Raw genomic sequence first — 14,977 nt, 5'->3', positions numbered from 1 at the left:
ATGGCTATAGGGAAGATTTATTTAGAAGCAATGATGCACCATTGTGGTATTTTATTTTCTAAAGGTTATCGTTTTAAAGGATTCATTGATAAAGAAAAATTACAACAAAGTAGTATAGCAATACTGGGTGCAATAAATAAGTTTCAATATAAAATGATAGTGGCTAATAATGGTGAATCATTATGGCAAAAGACATCCATAAAAATACCCCCATTAGTTAGTATGCAATGTGCAGATTTAGAACAAGGTTTTGTGGAGTTTTCTGCAAATATCTTTAATACTTATAAAGAGTTTGATGAGTTTCCAATGTTTTTTACTTTATTAGAAAGTGATAATAATGGGGATGAAAAAAATTATATTCTTGCTCAAACGGTTAATCATACTTATTGTGATGCAAGGGCAGCAGAGCTGATTATAAATTGGTTAATAGATTACTATAACGCCTTAATTGAAGATAATTTACAAGCACAGCAAAAAATAGTTACTAAGCTAAATAGCTTAACTACTTTATCCAGTAAAAATGTTTATAGTTTTGCTCAGGCAGATTGTTTAATAAAAATGCCATGGTATAAACATATGGCTAATCTATTTAAAATTATTACTTATAAAATAAAAGATACAGGCAATTATTCGATTACATATGAGCAAATTAAGCAGAACTTAGCTGAATATCAACAGAAATTGCGTCACCCTATAATGCGCTATTATGATGTAAACCCCTTAATGAGTTATTATAAAAAACATTATCCTCAAGTGAATACTAATAGCCTTATTAGTGCGTTATTAGTAAAAACTTTCTATTGGCTTAATGTGCATAAAAAACAATTAGCTAATGCTGAGATGATAAGTTATCGCATGTTATCAGATATTTTAACACCAAAAATGCGTAATCAGTATTTAGGTAACTATATAGCTTATGTGCCAGTAACAATGAATGCTAATCAATCATTAATAGATATTGCGCAAAACATAGATGCATGGGTAAAGGAGTTTCGGGAAAATAAATTAGATGTCAGTCAGTATAACTTTTTAGAATTTGCCATTGCAAAAAAGTTAGTAGGTAAAAAAGATGATCCTATTTCTTTCACTCATACCTCATTTAATAACAGACGTTTATTTAAAAAGGTAAATACATTAATAGGCACTACGTTTATTGAAGTGATTGCTTCTATTAATTCTGAGCCGCTTGATTTAATGGGCGCTATGATGAATAATAAGATAATTGCTTGTACTTCTTTATCAAACACTAATCGCTTATATCTAACCTTTTATCCGTTAATTGGTTCAGATCAACCTAGTATTGATGTGGCTGATGCTTTGGGTTTAATAATTGAACAATTACAACAAGAATTACCTGATAAGGAAACGATAAGTTCAGTTGCTTAAAAGAAGTATCTAAAACCTAATTCAATAAAATCATTGTTAGCATAGGAACGGAATAGGCTTTGTGAGTAACCGCCACCTAGTACATATAAGCGAGCGATAAAAGTCCAGTGGTCGTTATAAGCGTATTCCGCATAACTTTCTATAGAGTGTTCATTGTTATAGCCATAAAAACCACTAACACCTAATGTTAATGTGTCATTAAAAAAGGGTTTGTTAATAGCAAATGTAGCGCCATAGTTATCTTTGTAATTAGGATAGTGATCCCAAAATAATTGAATATTGGCGTATAAATTATCATTAAAGTTTCTATCCCAACCTAAAATAATCTGTTGTAGTTCAGAAAAATAGAGTGAACCTTGTTTGTTATAAACAGGTAGTTGATCTGTATAAGCGGCTTCAATACGATAAGTATTACTATTTTGACTTACGGCTGCATTAATATTCCATGTGCGTTGCTTAGTTGGTTCTAATAAAATATGGTTGTTAGCTTTTACCTTAGCTGCAGGTAAATCAGAATAGCCTTCAAAGTAAGCAAAACCCCAATCATAACCTTGGTTATATTGGGTAAATCTAAGACCTAATTCTGGTTTATGGGGATTATATTTCTTACTTAGTTGAATCAAACCTAGTTTTTCATATTCTCTTAGTTGATGAAAAGAATCTGGTTCCCAAGGGCTACCATATTTGGGTAGTTTACGTTCACGGCCAAAGGGCATAACTACTAAGTCAACTGCACCAAATGAGAACTGTTGTTCTAAGCGCATTAACCAGGAAGGACGTTTTTGAATGGTTCTACCATTAGCAATGGGATCTCTTAAATAGGTCGCATTTAGTAAATCGATAGTACTGCGCCCATCTGTTGTACCCCAAGTGATTCTTTGCTTCCCAATAGTTAATTGAGTAGCAGGTAAATCAACAGCTGAACCATGAAAAACTACATAAGCTTCATTTAAATCAGCTTGTGTGGTTGGTTGATAACGATAGGTACTAGGGTCATAATCAAGATAGGTATTGATATAGGCTTTCCATGCTTCTTGTTCATACAATAAACTACTATTCAAGCGTTGTCTTGTAGAAAGCCAACGTTGTTGATGAGTAAATTTTCTATTACGACTTTCTAAGGTATTAGAAAAACGCCAATTTTTTTTGAATTCTGTTTGCTCATTTAAGTTAAAATTAAAGGTATCATCTGCATAAGCAGTGAAACAGCATATCGATAATAAAAAGCTGTATAAAGGAAACAGTTTGCAAAGCACCATTACTATTCCTTTATCGTTTTAACTTATTTTGATCAAAAATATTATCAGCAATATTTGTATTATATTGTGTATCTGAATACTGCATGAGTGTTCGAGTATTACGTAAGCTGTTTTGCATCACTAATTTGGTCGGTGTCCAAATATTGTCTATTTGTTTGAAGTCACCTTGTTGTAGAGTTTTAGTGAGTCTATTGTTATGGTCTATATATTCTATTTTTACAGGTAGATTATATTCTTTATCTACCCAAATACGTCTTTTGCTATAGTTTGTTTCGTGTTGCTTTTCTGGAATAGCGGTGGATTCTATTACATAAGTGGGTCTGTTATTGATAGTATCCATTTTGATAAACTGATGATTGTCACTGTCTACATGGCGATATTCCATATCTTCTAAGGCAAAATCACTGCGCATAAAAGCACTCTTTTTGCCACCACCACTAATACGTCTTACCATGTTTTCTGAAGGGAAGTAGACCCATAAGTCATCTTCTTTTTTAGGATCATCATAAGACCAAGATAAAAATTGTGTATCTTGAATATCAATAGGTTCTATAAACTTATTAAGTGAATGGCGATCCTTACCATATTTTTTAACCCACATTTCCATTTTACGAATAAGTTTTTGATTACCACGCTCGATCATCATCACAGCATAACGGTGGGTATCTTTTGAACTATCAGCATTATCAACCAATACGGCAATATCTCGACCTGTTAAGTCATTTGCATAGCAAGATAAAGAAAAACAAACAGCTATTAAGATAATTAAATATTTTTTCATGTTTATTCCTATGAATGATTAATAACAAGCTGCTCTAAGGAAGCTTTATCTGAAAGTTGGTTATCTTGGGTTTCAGTGCCTAATGGTTTAAAAATAGAAAATAAAAGAGGGGTTAATAAAAAGTCAGAAAGTAATGCTGTGCTATAAGCAAAGATAGATATAAGAGCAAATATAAAAGGGCCATCATATTTGGTATAAGCAAAGCCAATAAAGCCAGCACTTATTACTAGCGTAGTGAAAAATAACACTCGCCCTACGCTAGAAATCGTATGTAAATAGGCTTCTTTATAGCAGCCATATTTTTTGAAATAATATTGGTAACGACTAAAGAAATGAATAGTATCATCAATAGAAACGCCTAGAATAAGAGGAGCAAGTGTTACCATAATCATATTCAATTTAGCCCCTGTTAATCCCATCAGACCGAGACTAAATAAAATAGGTAATAAATTAGGCACCATCGCAATTAAACCTAATTTTATAGAACGTAATGCAAGAGACATAACAATAGCAATGGCAATGAATGCATAAGTAAAACTAAGTAATTGCCCCCATGCTAAATAATCTGCTACAGCACTAAGAATACTTAAACCGCCTGTTGCTTCAATCGTTCTATTAGGTATTTGCTCTTTTACAAAATGATTAACATCATTTTCTAATTTTTGAATATCAGTTAGTTTTAGTGATTTTGTTCGTGCTTGGATACGTGCAGTATCAAAAGAGAAACTAACAAACTGATCTAATAATTTACCACCACCTGATTCATAGAGTAATAGATACTCGGCTACTTGTGCTTGTGATAAGGGTAGTTTATAAAAATCTTGTTGGTTTTCATGAACAGCTCGATTCATTTGTTTAAGTTGATCTAAAAAACTCGAGGTTTGCATAATCATTGGATGACTATTGAGATAATGTTGTAGTTTTTCAATATCTGCGATAGTAGCTAATTCTTTTACACCATCTTCCTTGTGGGTTTTAAACATGAACTCAATCGACATTGAGCCACCCATACGCTCATCAACAAATTCAAAAGATTGGCGTAAAGGGTCTGTGGTTGGCAAGTCATGAATAAAGGCTGTTTCTATTTTTAATTGTGTTACACCAACTACTGCCAATAAAAGCGCTACACTGAAACCAATGATGATTGATTTAGGGTAGAGTAAAACCATTTTGCACATAAAGATTAACGAGCGATCAAAGAAATCTTTAGAACGTTTGGTTTTACCATCAACAACAATAGTTTTATTGGAAGGTTTTAGTCTTGTAAAAGACAACAAAGGTAATGCAAAAATAAAAGTAACTAGTAAAGCAATAAACGCACCTAATGCTGCTTGAAAACCTAATTCTTTAAGGGGAATTAAATCAGTAAACACAAAAGCTAAATAGCCTACTGCAGTGGTAACAGTAGTTAGAATAAGTGGTTTATAAATAATTGCTAAGGTTTTTTGAATAGCTTCATGTGGGGTAGTGCCTTGTAGATAGAAATGTCTAAACTCGGCTATTACATGCATAGTGTCGCCAATGCCTACACAAAGCAATAAGGTAGGTAACATAATAATGAGCATATTAAGCTTAAAGCCAAATACTGCTACTAATGCCATTGTCCAAATAATGGCAATAAATACAGTAATTAATGGGATAACTACACCAATAACACTACGAGTGGTAAAGGCTAGTACACAAGCCATAGCTATTAAGGCAATAAGTAACCAGATGGGGCCTTCCTGTGCAGTATCTGCATCTATTTGATAGCTCATTACAGGAGCACCAACAATATAGGTGGTTAGATCTGGATAGTTAGCTACAATCTGTTCAACGATAGGAGGTGTTTCTTTACGGGGGTTAATACTATCATCTGGATAATTTATAAACTCTAATAGAATTCCTACAGCACTACCTTCTTTGGCAATAAGTCGATCACGATAAGCTGGATCATTGATTATATTGTTTCTTAACAAATTCATCTGTGCTGGAGGTAAATTAAAATCATTAATAAGAGGCTTGATACTAATTGTATCTTGTTGGCCTGTTATGGATTCTACATTGCCAATCCAAGTAATCTTATCTAAATAGGGGACTTTTTGATTAAGTTCAGATACTAATTGTTCAATGAGTTTTAAATGGTTTGTTGTAATAGGTTGCTGAGTGTCTATTAGAATAAAAATAAAATCATCATTACCAAAGGTTTGTTTAAATTCTTCTAGGCGAATTTTGGTTTGATCATTCTGTTGAAAGAAACTTTCGTTAGAATTGTCTATTTCTAAATTAGCTAATTGTGGGAAAGCTAACAGCGTTATTAATGCTACTAAAATTAAACATACAATTCGGTAACGAAGAATAGCATTAATAATAGCTTTCAAAATAGTAGTTCCTTCTATAAATATTTCTTATTGAAAAATAGGTTGTAGATAATAATGAGAAATATTATCATTAGAGTGACATTAGAAAAATCATAGAAAAATGGCTAAATACGAATCTAAAGGACAACAGCTACCTCAGCAACCAAGGGGAAGACCAACACGAATAAATCGTGAAAAGATCATTGAGGCCGCAATGAAATTACCGCCTCAACAACTAAGTATGGCAAGTGTTGCGGCAGCTTTAGGGGTAAAATCACCAACATTGTATTACCATATTCAAAGTATTGATGAACTGCACTCATTAATGGTTGAAAAAATAACGTGGGATTTACGCGTGCCTGTTGCAGATACTTGGCAGCATTGGTGTAAGGGCTTTGCTTATGAGTTTAGGCGATGGTTGATAACTGAACCTATACGCTTGCAGTTAGTAGAAATGATTGGTCCAGTAGCAGGTGCAGCAACAGATTTTATAACTCAATGTTTAGAAAGCCTAAATAAATTAGGTTATCCACGGGTACTTGTTGTTCAATCATTTTTTTTATTAGCGCAAGCAGTACAAGACTTTGTTAGTAGAGAATATGAGTATTATCGACAACCTGCTAACTATCAAAAGATAGTTGAACAAATGCAACAGCTTATAACACCAATAAAAGCAAATAATAAAATACATAATTTATTAGTGAGTGAAATGCAGCAATTAGATTTTGAAAAGTTCTTTGAGTTTCAAATAGAAATCACCATAGCAGGATTAGCTAACTATATTCAGAATCATAAAGAGAACTAGTTTTAATGAGTTTAAAGCTTCTAGACCAATTCACTGAAATAACAATTCAACAAGTAAAAATTAAACTTTGCCATTATTACTCCGAATGTTGAACAAATGAGACAAGTAATATCTACCAAATTGATATTCTTGTTCAACTTAACAATGCAGTACCAAAAAGGTTAACAGAGTTTGTAGCAGGGCGGGTATTATCTAAACAGCTATTAGCTGAATATAATTGTTACCAATCAGTAGATATACTAAAAGATAGATCACCTGCTTGGCCAAATGGATTTATAGGTTCGATTACTCATGCTAAAGGTATTGCAGCTAGTGTAGTATTACCAGTGAGTAAGAGAGAGGGTGTAGGATTAGATTTAGAGTGTTGGTTAACAGCAGACTTAGCCACAGAAATACAGCTTAATATTTGTATATTAGATGAATTAAATAACTTTTCAGTTGATTTCAACTTTAATGAAAAATAACGTTAATTTTTTCAGCTAAAGAAAGTATATATAAAATGCTTTATCACAAAGTAAAACAAATCTTTGATTTTACGAACGTCAAAACAATCAAATAACAAGGAGATGATAGAGATGGTGTACAGAAAATAGGATTATTGAAAAACTTAACATTAAATTAATTAGAAAATGATATTTTCTTAATTAACTATATTTATAATGAACATAGTTGTGTAACTTTAAGTGTATTGTACTAGATAATGTATTTGTCCTAATAAAAGGAAAGTTATATCTATTACAATCAATTTATTAGATAATAAATCTTTTAATTATTACGCATTTAGAATAGCTTATAGTTTGTAAGATTATTGTGGGACTTATATACTAAAAAAGGGATGATGCTTAGCTTGGATAGCTTTCAACTAACTATCATACATAGAAGCATAACTAAGATCAAATGACAGCTAATCATTGAGTTCCCGATTTGAGCCCAGGTAGTGGACCAAATTTATCAGAGTATAGCGCAGTTGGTAGCGCGCCTGCTTTGGGAACAGGATGTCTGGAGTTCCAATCCCTCTGCTCCGACCAAATTTAAAAGAATTTGGGTCATTAGCCCAGTCAATAGAGCAGCTGGCTTTTAACCAGTTGGTCATAGGTTCGGATCCTATACAACCCACCATATTAACCTAGTGGCCCTAAAGGCTATTTAGGTTTGAAATAAAATTTAGTAAGCTTTGTGTTTTACAGACTTGCTAATACTAAGAATATAATGCTTGCAGAAAATTATTAAATTGTTTCTTTGAATTTTTTCTTTATTCTGTGTGAACATTTTTGGATTAATCTTTTTTTATCATCGACTCTTCAATAGGTTTTTGATTGAGTCAATATTTGTCATATGATCCAATAAACTCCTTGAATAAAGGCCAAATTAAAATCAAGTTGTTTCATTAAATCAGTTCTCAATGTATGTCAAAAGGGAGGATCCTTTAATACCGACTTTTTTGAGCGTTGGACACTTGATTATCTCCCTATCAGTTTACTCATTTGTGGATTAAAGTGATTCACATTAGATAACAGATCGTCCACTCTAAGCCCTAGAGTATCGTATTATTTTGACGCAAATGATTCTTAGTCCTGATTATATTTTAATGACAGTACAATATGACGAAGTATAACAACGTTTAACGGGTACTAGAATACTGGAGCAGTAAATAGCAGCACAGAAAACCTAGCCAATGCCAAAATTTTCAGCTTCATCAAACGTAACAATCAATATTGATCAAACAAACCACTGAACCATTATTAATTGCAGTAAATCAATAACCCATTTCCCCTTTAAACGATTAATGATTTATTCGCTTAAAGGGGATAAATGTTCTAAAACTGTTAGTAAAAAGTATTAATAGGATAGGTTGGCTATATTAAGTTATAATTTAGCTTTGCTAGTGTTGGCTTGAGTGTTCGGTGGTTTATCTCCAGAGTTTGTTGTATCTGATTGTTGAGTGGTAGGAGAAATATTATTATATTGTTCCTTATGGTCTCCTTCACATTCATAAACGGTCATACAACCATGAGTTAGTAAAAGACAGTTAATTAATAGAAATCTAAACACATTGTCCTCCTTATCTATAATACATAGCGCAGCCCGTTAAGAAATTACAAAGTACGACAGCTAAAATAAAAAAACGATACTTATTCATAGTATTGATCTCGCTATTGGAGGTTAGAGTGGATCTATCTACAGTATTTGTAGATAAAGGTAGTATGGATAGTAACTAGTTTAATAAGAGAAAGTTTCGAAAAAGAATACAGTTTTTGTAAAACTAACTACTAATTAAAGGTAATGCTGTGGTCGATTATTCATAATGTCAATAAGCTAATCCATGCGGATCAACCACGATATTACGCGATTAAGTATATTATAGTGAATCACGATTTTTAATTAAAAAATCAATATAATTAATATCTTGTGATTTATTTCATTTAATGGTAGATGGAATAATAAATATCTTTACCGGCAAAAGACACCATTTATAGAATTTATGAATTTTTTCTTTTTTAAAATAAAAATGGTTAATTAATATAAAGGGATATGACTAAACCAAGACTAATAGTCAATTTTCTTTAGGTATGGTGTGGGATAAATAGCATTTTGTGGGATTTTATTTTGTCCGAAAAAGTGCGCGAGGCGGGATTCGAACCCGCGGCCTACCGCTTAGGAGGCGGTCGCTCTATCCAGCTGAGCTACAAGCGCAAGATGGTTAAGTTTATCATAATTAGTCAGTTAATTTCTATGTTATTATTTAGTTGCAGTCGGTTGTTATTATTGTATCGTTATTTAAGGAAACATTTTGAGTCTTTTTAATTTTGTATTTAGGCGTATAGTGTAGATTCATTTGAAAACGAGGGGATGATAATGTCAAATGTTGCAATAAATGTTGATAATATAGTTAACTTATTAAAGTCATCAACAACAGTTCAAGAAATTAATAGAGTATTGGATGAGGTGGCAAGTCTTACTCATACAAAAATTAGAGATATCCAGCGTAATATGTTTTCGGCAATGAGATTGGCTAAAGCGGGCGGAAATCCTTTAATGGTAAAAATAATGGAATTAGCTGAAAAGCGTAAATCAGAAATTTAATTAAACAGATTATTAAAGAAAGCCCCTTTATAGGGGCTTTTTTTTGTAAATTATTTTTATATTCCTTTTAGGAATATTTTTTATAAAAAATATAAATTTGTTTTATTGAATTGTTGGGCTTACTATAGCCTAAAATAATGAATAACTTAGATTAACCTTGATGAGGAAACACCATGTCTGCTAAGACGTTATACGATAAGTTGTGGGATCAACACTTGGTCAAACAGCGTGATGATGGTTCTGCTTTAATTTATATTGATCGCCAAATATTACATGAGGTGACTTCTCCACAAGCCTTTGAGGGGTTGCGTTTGACACATCGTAAACCATGGCGTATTGATGCTAATATTGCAACGCCTGATCATAATGTACCCACAACCCCGGATCGTAAAGGTGGTATTGACTCGATTACGGACCCTGTTTCTCGTTTGCAAGTAGAAACATTGGATGAGAATTGTGATGATTTTGGTATTTTAGAATTTAAAATGAATGATGTTCGCCAAGGAATCGTGCATGTTATCAGTCCAGAGCAGGGTGCTACGTTGCCAGGAATGACTATTGTTTGTGGTGACTCTCACACATCAACTCATGGTGCATTGGGCGCATTGGCTCATGGTATTGGTACGTCAGAAGTTGAGCATGTTTTAGCTACACAATGTTTAGTAGCAAAGAAAATGAAAAATATGCTTGTTAAGGTCGAAGGTAAGTTATCTGATGGTGTTACTGCGAAGGATGTCATTTTAGCAGTTATCGGTAAAATTGGTACAGCAGGTGGTACAGGGCATGCTATGGAGTTTGCAGGCAGTGCAATTCGTGACCTATCCGTTGAGGGGCGCATGACGTTGTGTAATATGTCGATTGAGGCCGGTGCACGTGTTGGTTTGGTAGCTGTTGATGATAAAACCATTGAGTATGTCAAAGGTAGGCCGTTTGCTCCAACAAGTGATAATTGGAATAAGGCTGTGGCTAGCTGGCGTGCGTTAATGTCTGATGAAGGCGCAACATTTGATACTGTTGTTGAGTTAGATGCAACAGCGATCAAACCCCAGGTCAGTTGGGGTACTTCGCCTGAAATGGTGTTGCCTGTAGATGCAACAGTACCCGATCCAACAAAAGAAGCTGATCCGATTAAACGTGGTTCCATTGAGCGTGCCTTAAAATATATGGGGTTATCAGCTAATCAATCCATTACAGATATTAAAGTGGATAAGGTGTTTATAGGTTCTTGTACTAACTCGCGAATTGAGGATATCCGTGAAGCGGCTAAAGTGGCGAAAGGTCGTAAAGTTGCATCAAATGTTAAATTGGCAATGGTTGTTCCTGGTTCAGGGTTAATTAAAGCACAAGCTGAAAAAGAAGGGTTAGATAAGATTTTTATTGAAGCAGGTTTTGAATGGCGCGAGCCTGGGTGCTCAATGTGTTTAGCCATGAACCCTGATCGTTTAGAAAGTGGTGAGCATTGTGCTTCAACCTCTAACCGTAATTTCGAGGGGCGTCAAGGTAATGGGGGGCGTACCCACTTGGTTAGCCCAGCTATGGCTGCCGCAGCAGCGGTAACAGGGCATTTTATTGATGTTCGTGAGTTAATGAAGAGAGGAGCGTAATAGTATGAAACCTTATACAAAAATCACTGGTTTAGTTGCTCCTTTAGATCGTGCAAATGTAGACACTGACCAAATTATTCCAAAGCAGTTTTTAAAATCGATTAAGCGCACAGGGTTTGGTGTGAACTTGTTTGATGAGTGGCGTTATTTAGATGAAGGTTATCCTGGGCAAGACTGCTCAAAGAGACCAATTAATAAAGAGTTTGTGTTAAATCAACCTCGTTATCAAGGGGCAACTATTTTAATCGCACGTAAAAATTTTGGTTGTGGTTCTTCTCGAGAACATGCGCCTTGGGCATTGGACGAATATGGTTTTAGAACAGTTATTGCACCAAGCTATGCCGATATTTTCTTTAACAATAGTTTTAAAAATGGCTTATTGCCGATTATTTTAACTGAAGATGAAGTTGATGAGTTACTTAAAGCGGTTGAGGCTAAAGAGGGCTATCAATTAACTGTTGATTTAGCTAGCCAGACAGTAACAACTCCTGAGGGCAAGCAATATCATTTTGAGATTGATTCATTCCGTAAACACTGTCTTTTAAATGGTTTGGATGATATTGGTTTGACATTGCAAGATGCTGATGCCATTCGTGCTTTCGAGATTAAGCATAAAGAGTCTCAACCTTGGTTATTTCGTGATTGATGAGGAATAGAAAGTGACTGACCATAAGCAAGTGGTTGATAGGCAGTTTGGTGAGCAGGCTAATGCTTATTTAAGCAGTGCTGTTCACGCACAAGGTGATGAGTTTAAACTATTACAGGAAGCTGTTTCTAAACAGACCCATGCCAACGTATTAGATTTGGGTTGTGGTGCAGGGCATGTGAGCTTTCAGGTGGCACCTTTTGTTAACAAAGTGATTGCTTACGATCTTTCGGGTTCTATGCTTGAGGTGGTAGCTAAGGCAAGCCAAGAAAAGCAACTGAAGAATATTGAAACTGCTCAAGGGGTCGCTGAATCGTTACCTTTTGCTGATAATAGTTTTGATTTTGTGTTTAGTCGTTATTCTGCACACCATTGGCAAGATTTAGGTATTGCCTTACGTGAAGTAAAGCGTGTTTTAAAACTGTCAGGTATAGCTGCTTTCATTGATGTGGTTTCACCTGAGCAGCCACTGCTAGACACATATTTACAAACGGTTGAGGTGTTACGTGATACAAGCCATGTGCGTGATTACTCCGTTGCAGAGTGGATTAGGCAAATGGGAGAGGCGGGCTTACTGGTGACTAAACACCATAAGCAAAAGTTACGTTTAGAGTTTAATAGTTGGGTAACGCGTATGCGTACGCCTGATGTTTATAAAAATGCTATTTTGTCATTGCAGCAATCAATGGCGCAAGAAGTACGTGATTATTTTGAGATAGATCAACAGGGCTCGTTTTCTACCGATGTGGTGGTGGTATGGGCGACAACGTTATAGAATAGTAGATTAATTATATTGAGTAAGGGAACATCATGACAAAGAAAATTTTAGTATTGGCTGGGGATGGTATTGGTCCAGAGATTGTTGACGAAGCAGTAAAAGTATTAAATGTCGTCAATGACAAATATAACTTAGGTCTTGAGTATACGGAAGACACTATCGGCGGGGCTGCAATTGATAAGTACGGTGTTCCTTTAGCGGACTCAACACTGGCGACAGCAAAAGAATCAGACGCCGTTTTATTAGGTGCAGTGGGTGGTCCTAAGTGGGATACCCTTGAACGTAGTATTCGCCCTGAAAAAGGATTGTTAAAAATCCGTTCTGAATTAGGCTTATTTGCTAATTTACGTCCTGCTATTTTATATCCTCAATTAGCGAATGCTTCAAGCCTAAAAGCTGAATTTGTAGCAGGGCTTGATATTTTAATCGTGCGCGAGTTAACGGGGGGGATTTATTTCGGTGAACCTCGTGGTATTCGTACTCTAGAAAATGGCGAGCGCCAAGGTTATAACACGTTACCTTACCGTGAAAGTGAAATCGAACGTATTGCACGTGTTGGTTTTGAAATGGCGCAACTACGTAATAAAAAGTTATGTTCAGTTGATAAAGCCAATGTGATGGAGTCTAGTCAGTTATGGCGTGAAATTGTAACCAATATGGCAAAAGAGTATCCTGATGTTGAGTTATCGCATATGTATGTCGATAACGCGGCTATGCAGTTAGTTCGCTTACCTAAACAATTCGATGTGATGGTTACGGATAATATGTTTGGTGATATTTTATCGGACGAAGCTTCTATGTTGACAGGTTCTATTGGTATGTTACCTTCAGCATCTCTTGATGCAAATGGCAAGGGCATGTATGAACCTAGCCATGGATCAGCGCCTGATATCGCTGGTAAAAATATGGCTAATCCCTTGGCAACCATCCTTTCTGCCGCTATGATGTTACGTTATACATTTAAACATGCTGAGTCAGCTAATTTAATTGAGAAAGCAGTTGGTTTAACATTAGATAAAAATTTACGTACAGCTGACATTATGTCAATGGGATGTGATAAAGTATCGACCTCAGAAATGGGAAATGCTGTTGTAGCTGAGTTAAAAAAACTGTAGTTAAATAATCACATAGAGCGTCACTGCACTAAGTTTTTAGAGGAAATAGTATTAATATGATACGCGTAGGTTTGATAGGTTGGCGTGGAATGGTTGGTTCAGTCCTTATGCAACGTATGCAAGAGGAAAAGGACTTTGATTTAATTGAGCCTGTTTTTTTTACAACATCAAATGTAGGAGGTGCTGCACCCTCTATTGGTAAGTCTGTCGATACATTAAAAGATGCTTATGATATTGATGAGTTAAAAACGCTAGACGCTATTATTACCTGTCAAGGTGGCGATTATACGACAGAAATTTTCCCCAAACTCCGTAGTGCAGGTTGGCAGGGATATTGGATTGATGCTGCCTCGACGCTCAGAATGGAAGACAATTCGGTTATTGTGCTTGATCCTGTTAATCGTAAAGTAATTGATCATGCTTTAGAAACCGGTAAGAAAGATTTTATTGGTGGTAATTGCACTGTTAGTTTAATGTTAATGGCGCTAGGTGGCTTATTTGAAGCCGGTCTTGTGGAATGGATGAGTGTAATGACTTATCAGGCTGCTTCTGGTGCAGGTGCACAAAATATGCGCGAACTCATTCAGCAAATGGGAGTGATTAACCATTCTGTTTCAGCTGAGTTAGCTGATCCTGCAAGTGCTATTTTAGATATTGATCGCCGAGTATCTGCAACACAGCGTAGTGCTGACTTCCCCGCAGAGCATTTTGGTGTCCCTCTTGCAGGAAGTTTAATTCCATGGATTGATAAAGAATTATCCAGCGGCCAAAGCCGTGAGGAGTGGAAAGGACAAGTTGAAACCAATAAAATTTTAGGGAGTGCAAAGAACCCTACTCTTATTGATGGTATTTGTGTTCGCGTGGGCGCAATGCGTTGTCATAGTCAAGCACTGACAATTAAACTACATAAAGATATCCCTCTAAATGATCTTGAAGAGATGATTAAAAATCATAATAGCTGGGTGAAGTTAGTACCTAATCACCGTGAAATAACTATGAAGGAGCTCACACCAACGGCTGTTACAGGCACTTTGAGTGTACCTGTTGGTCGATTACGTAAACTGAATATGGGCTCTCAATACATCGGTGCGTTTACTGTGGGGGATCAGTTATTATGGGGAGCTGCCGAACCCTTGCGCCGCATGTTAAGAATTCTGCTCGAACGTTAGTCCTATTTACT

Annotated in this window: 14 protein-coding genes, 1 tRNA gene and 1 pseudogene; 11 read left to right on the top strand and 5 right to left on the bottom strand. The window is 35.3% G+C overall.

The window, feature by feature from the left end; genetic code table 11:
• Positions 1-1,386: a hypothetical protein gene (locus DM558_RS05565; RefSeq protein WP_127162528.1), complete on the top strand. Its 1,386-nt coding sequence runs from the start codon at positions 1-3 to the stop codon at positions 1,384-1,386.
• Here DM558_RS05565 and DM558_RS05560 read toward each other — a convergent pair.
• From DM558_RS05560 to DM558_RS05550, 3 genes are read right to left on the bottom strand one after another with little or no spacing between them, the layout of a single operon-like run.
• Positions 1,383-2,645: a TonB-dependent receptor gene (locus DM558_RS05560; RefSeq protein ID WP_127162526.1), complete on the bottom strand. Its 1,263-nt coding sequence runs from the start codon at positions 2,643-2,645 to the stop codon at positions 1,383-1,385. The genes DM558_RS05565 and DM558_RS05560 overlap by 4 nt on opposite strands.
• Before the next feature lie 10 nt (positions 2,646-2,655).
• Entirely contained in the window at positions 2,656-3,426 is a 771-nt protein-coding gene (locus DM558_RS05555) for an outer membrane lipoprotein-sorting protein (RefSeq protein WP_127162524.1), read from the bottom strand.
• Between the two features lie 8 nt (positions 3,427-3,434).
• On the bottom strand, positions 3,435-5,786 hold the full coding sequence (locus tag DM558_RS05550; protein ID WP_127162522.1) for an efflux RND transporter permease subunit: 2,352 nt from the start codon (positions 5,784-5,786) through the stop codon (positions 3,435-3,437).
• Positions 5,787-5,886: 100 nt separating this feature from the next.
• On the opposite strand from DM558_RS05550, the gene DM558_RS05545 reads away from it, so the two are divergent.
• The 4 genes and pseudogenes from DM558_RS05545 to DM558_RS16005 all read left to right on the top strand — a co-directional run bounded on the left by DM558_RS05545 (position 5,887) and on the right by DM558_RS16005 (position 7,129).
• Positions 5,887-6,570: a TetR/AcrR family transcriptional regulator gene (locus DM558_RS05545; protein WP_127162520.1), complete on the top strand. Its 684-nt coding sequence runs from the start codon at positions 5,887-5,889 to the stop codon at positions 6,568-6,570.
• A 110-nt stretch (positions 6,571-6,680) separates the two neighbouring features.
• A pseudogene (locus DM558_RS16010) lies at positions 6,681-6,878 on the top strand (hypothetical protein); the annotation flags it as partial.
• Between the two features lie 18 nt (positions 6,879-6,896).
• Positions 6,897-7,034: a hypothetical protein gene (locus DM558_RS15780; RefSeq protein ID WP_228411828.1), complete on the top strand. Its 138-nt coding sequence runs from the start codon at positions 6,897-6,899 to the stop codon at positions 7,032-7,034.
• Positions 7,035-7,069: 35 nt separating this feature from the next.
• The gene (locus tag DM558_RS16005; protein ID WP_407644307.1) at positions 7,070-7,129 is read left to right on the top strand and encodes a hypothetical protein; all 60 of its coding nucleotides are present in this window, start codon (positions 7,070-7,072) and stop codon (positions 7,127-7,129) included.
• 1,307 nt (positions 7,130-8,436) lie between these two features.
• On the opposite strand, the gene DM558_RS05525 is transcribed toward DM558_RS16005, so the two are convergent.
• Both DM558_RS05525 and DM558_RS05520 read right to left on the bottom strand, forming a co-directional pair.
• Positions 8,437-8,622: a hypothetical protein gene (locus DM558_RS05525; RefSeq protein ID WP_127162518.1), complete on the bottom strand. Its 186-nt coding sequence runs from the start codon at positions 8,620-8,622 to the stop codon at positions 8,437-8,439.
• Between the two features lie 568 nt (positions 8,623-9,190).
• Positions 9,191-9,264: transfer RNA gene (locus tag DM558_RS05520), tRNA-Arg, on the bottom strand.
• A 162-nt stretch (positions 9,265-9,426) separates the two neighbouring features.
• On the opposite strand from DM558_RS05520, the gene DM558_RS05515 reads away from it, so the two are divergent.
• The 6 genes from DM558_RS05515 (at position 9,427) to asd (ending at position 14,966) form a co-directional block, all read left to right on the top strand.
• A complete protein-coding gene (locus tag DM558_RS05515) occupies positions 9,427-9,654 on the top strand; it encodes a hypothetical protein (protein WP_127162516.1) in 228 nt (75 codons plus the stop codon).
• 173 nt (positions 9,655-9,827) lie between these two features.
• Entirely contained in the window at positions 9,828-11,258 is a 1,431-nt protein-coding gene (gene leuC / locus DM558_RS05510) for a 3-isopropylmalate dehydratase large subunit (RefSeq protein ID WP_127162514.1), read from the top strand.
• A 4-nt stretch (positions 11,259-11,262) separates the two neighbouring features.
• The gene (leuD, locus tag DM558_RS05505) at positions 11,263-11,904 is read left to right on the top strand and encodes a 3-isopropylmalate dehydratase small subunit (RefSeq protein ID WP_127162512.1); all 642 of its coding nucleotides are present in this window, start codon (positions 11,263-11,265) and stop codon (positions 11,902-11,904) included.
• A 13-nt stretch (positions 11,905-11,917) separates the two neighbouring features.
• Positions 11,918-12,679 carry a class I SAM-dependent methyltransferase gene (locus DM558_RS05500; RefSeq protein WP_127162510.1) on the top strand — a complete coding sequence of 254 codons (762 nt, stop codon included), beginning with the start codon at positions 11,918-11,920 and terminating at the stop codon, positions 12,677-12,679.
• A gap of 35 nt (positions 12,680-12,714) precedes the next feature.
• Positions 12,715-13,797 carry a 3-isopropylmalate dehydrogenase gene (gene leuB / locus DM558_RS05495; RefSeq protein WP_109702498.1) on the top strand — a complete coding sequence of 361 codons (1,083 nt, stop codon included), beginning with the start codon at positions 12,715-12,717 and terminating at the stop codon, positions 13,795-13,797.
• 56 nt (positions 13,798-13,853) lie between these two features.
• Positions 13,854-14,966, top strand: coding sequence for an aspartate-semialdehyde dehydrogenase (gene asd / locus DM558_RS05490; RefSeq protein WP_127162509.1), 1,113 nt, complete (start codon positions 13,854-13,856; stop codon positions 14,964-14,966).
• The last annotated feature ends 11 nt before the right edge of the window (positions 14,967-14,977 follow it).

It is taken from the genome of Entomomonas moraniae (assembly GCF_003991975.1).
GTDB lineage: Bacteria > Pseudomonadota > Gammaproteobacteria > Pseudomonadales > Pseudomonadaceae > Entomomonas > Entomomonas moraniae.
This window is presented reverse-complemented; position numbering and strand designations above follow the sequence as displayed.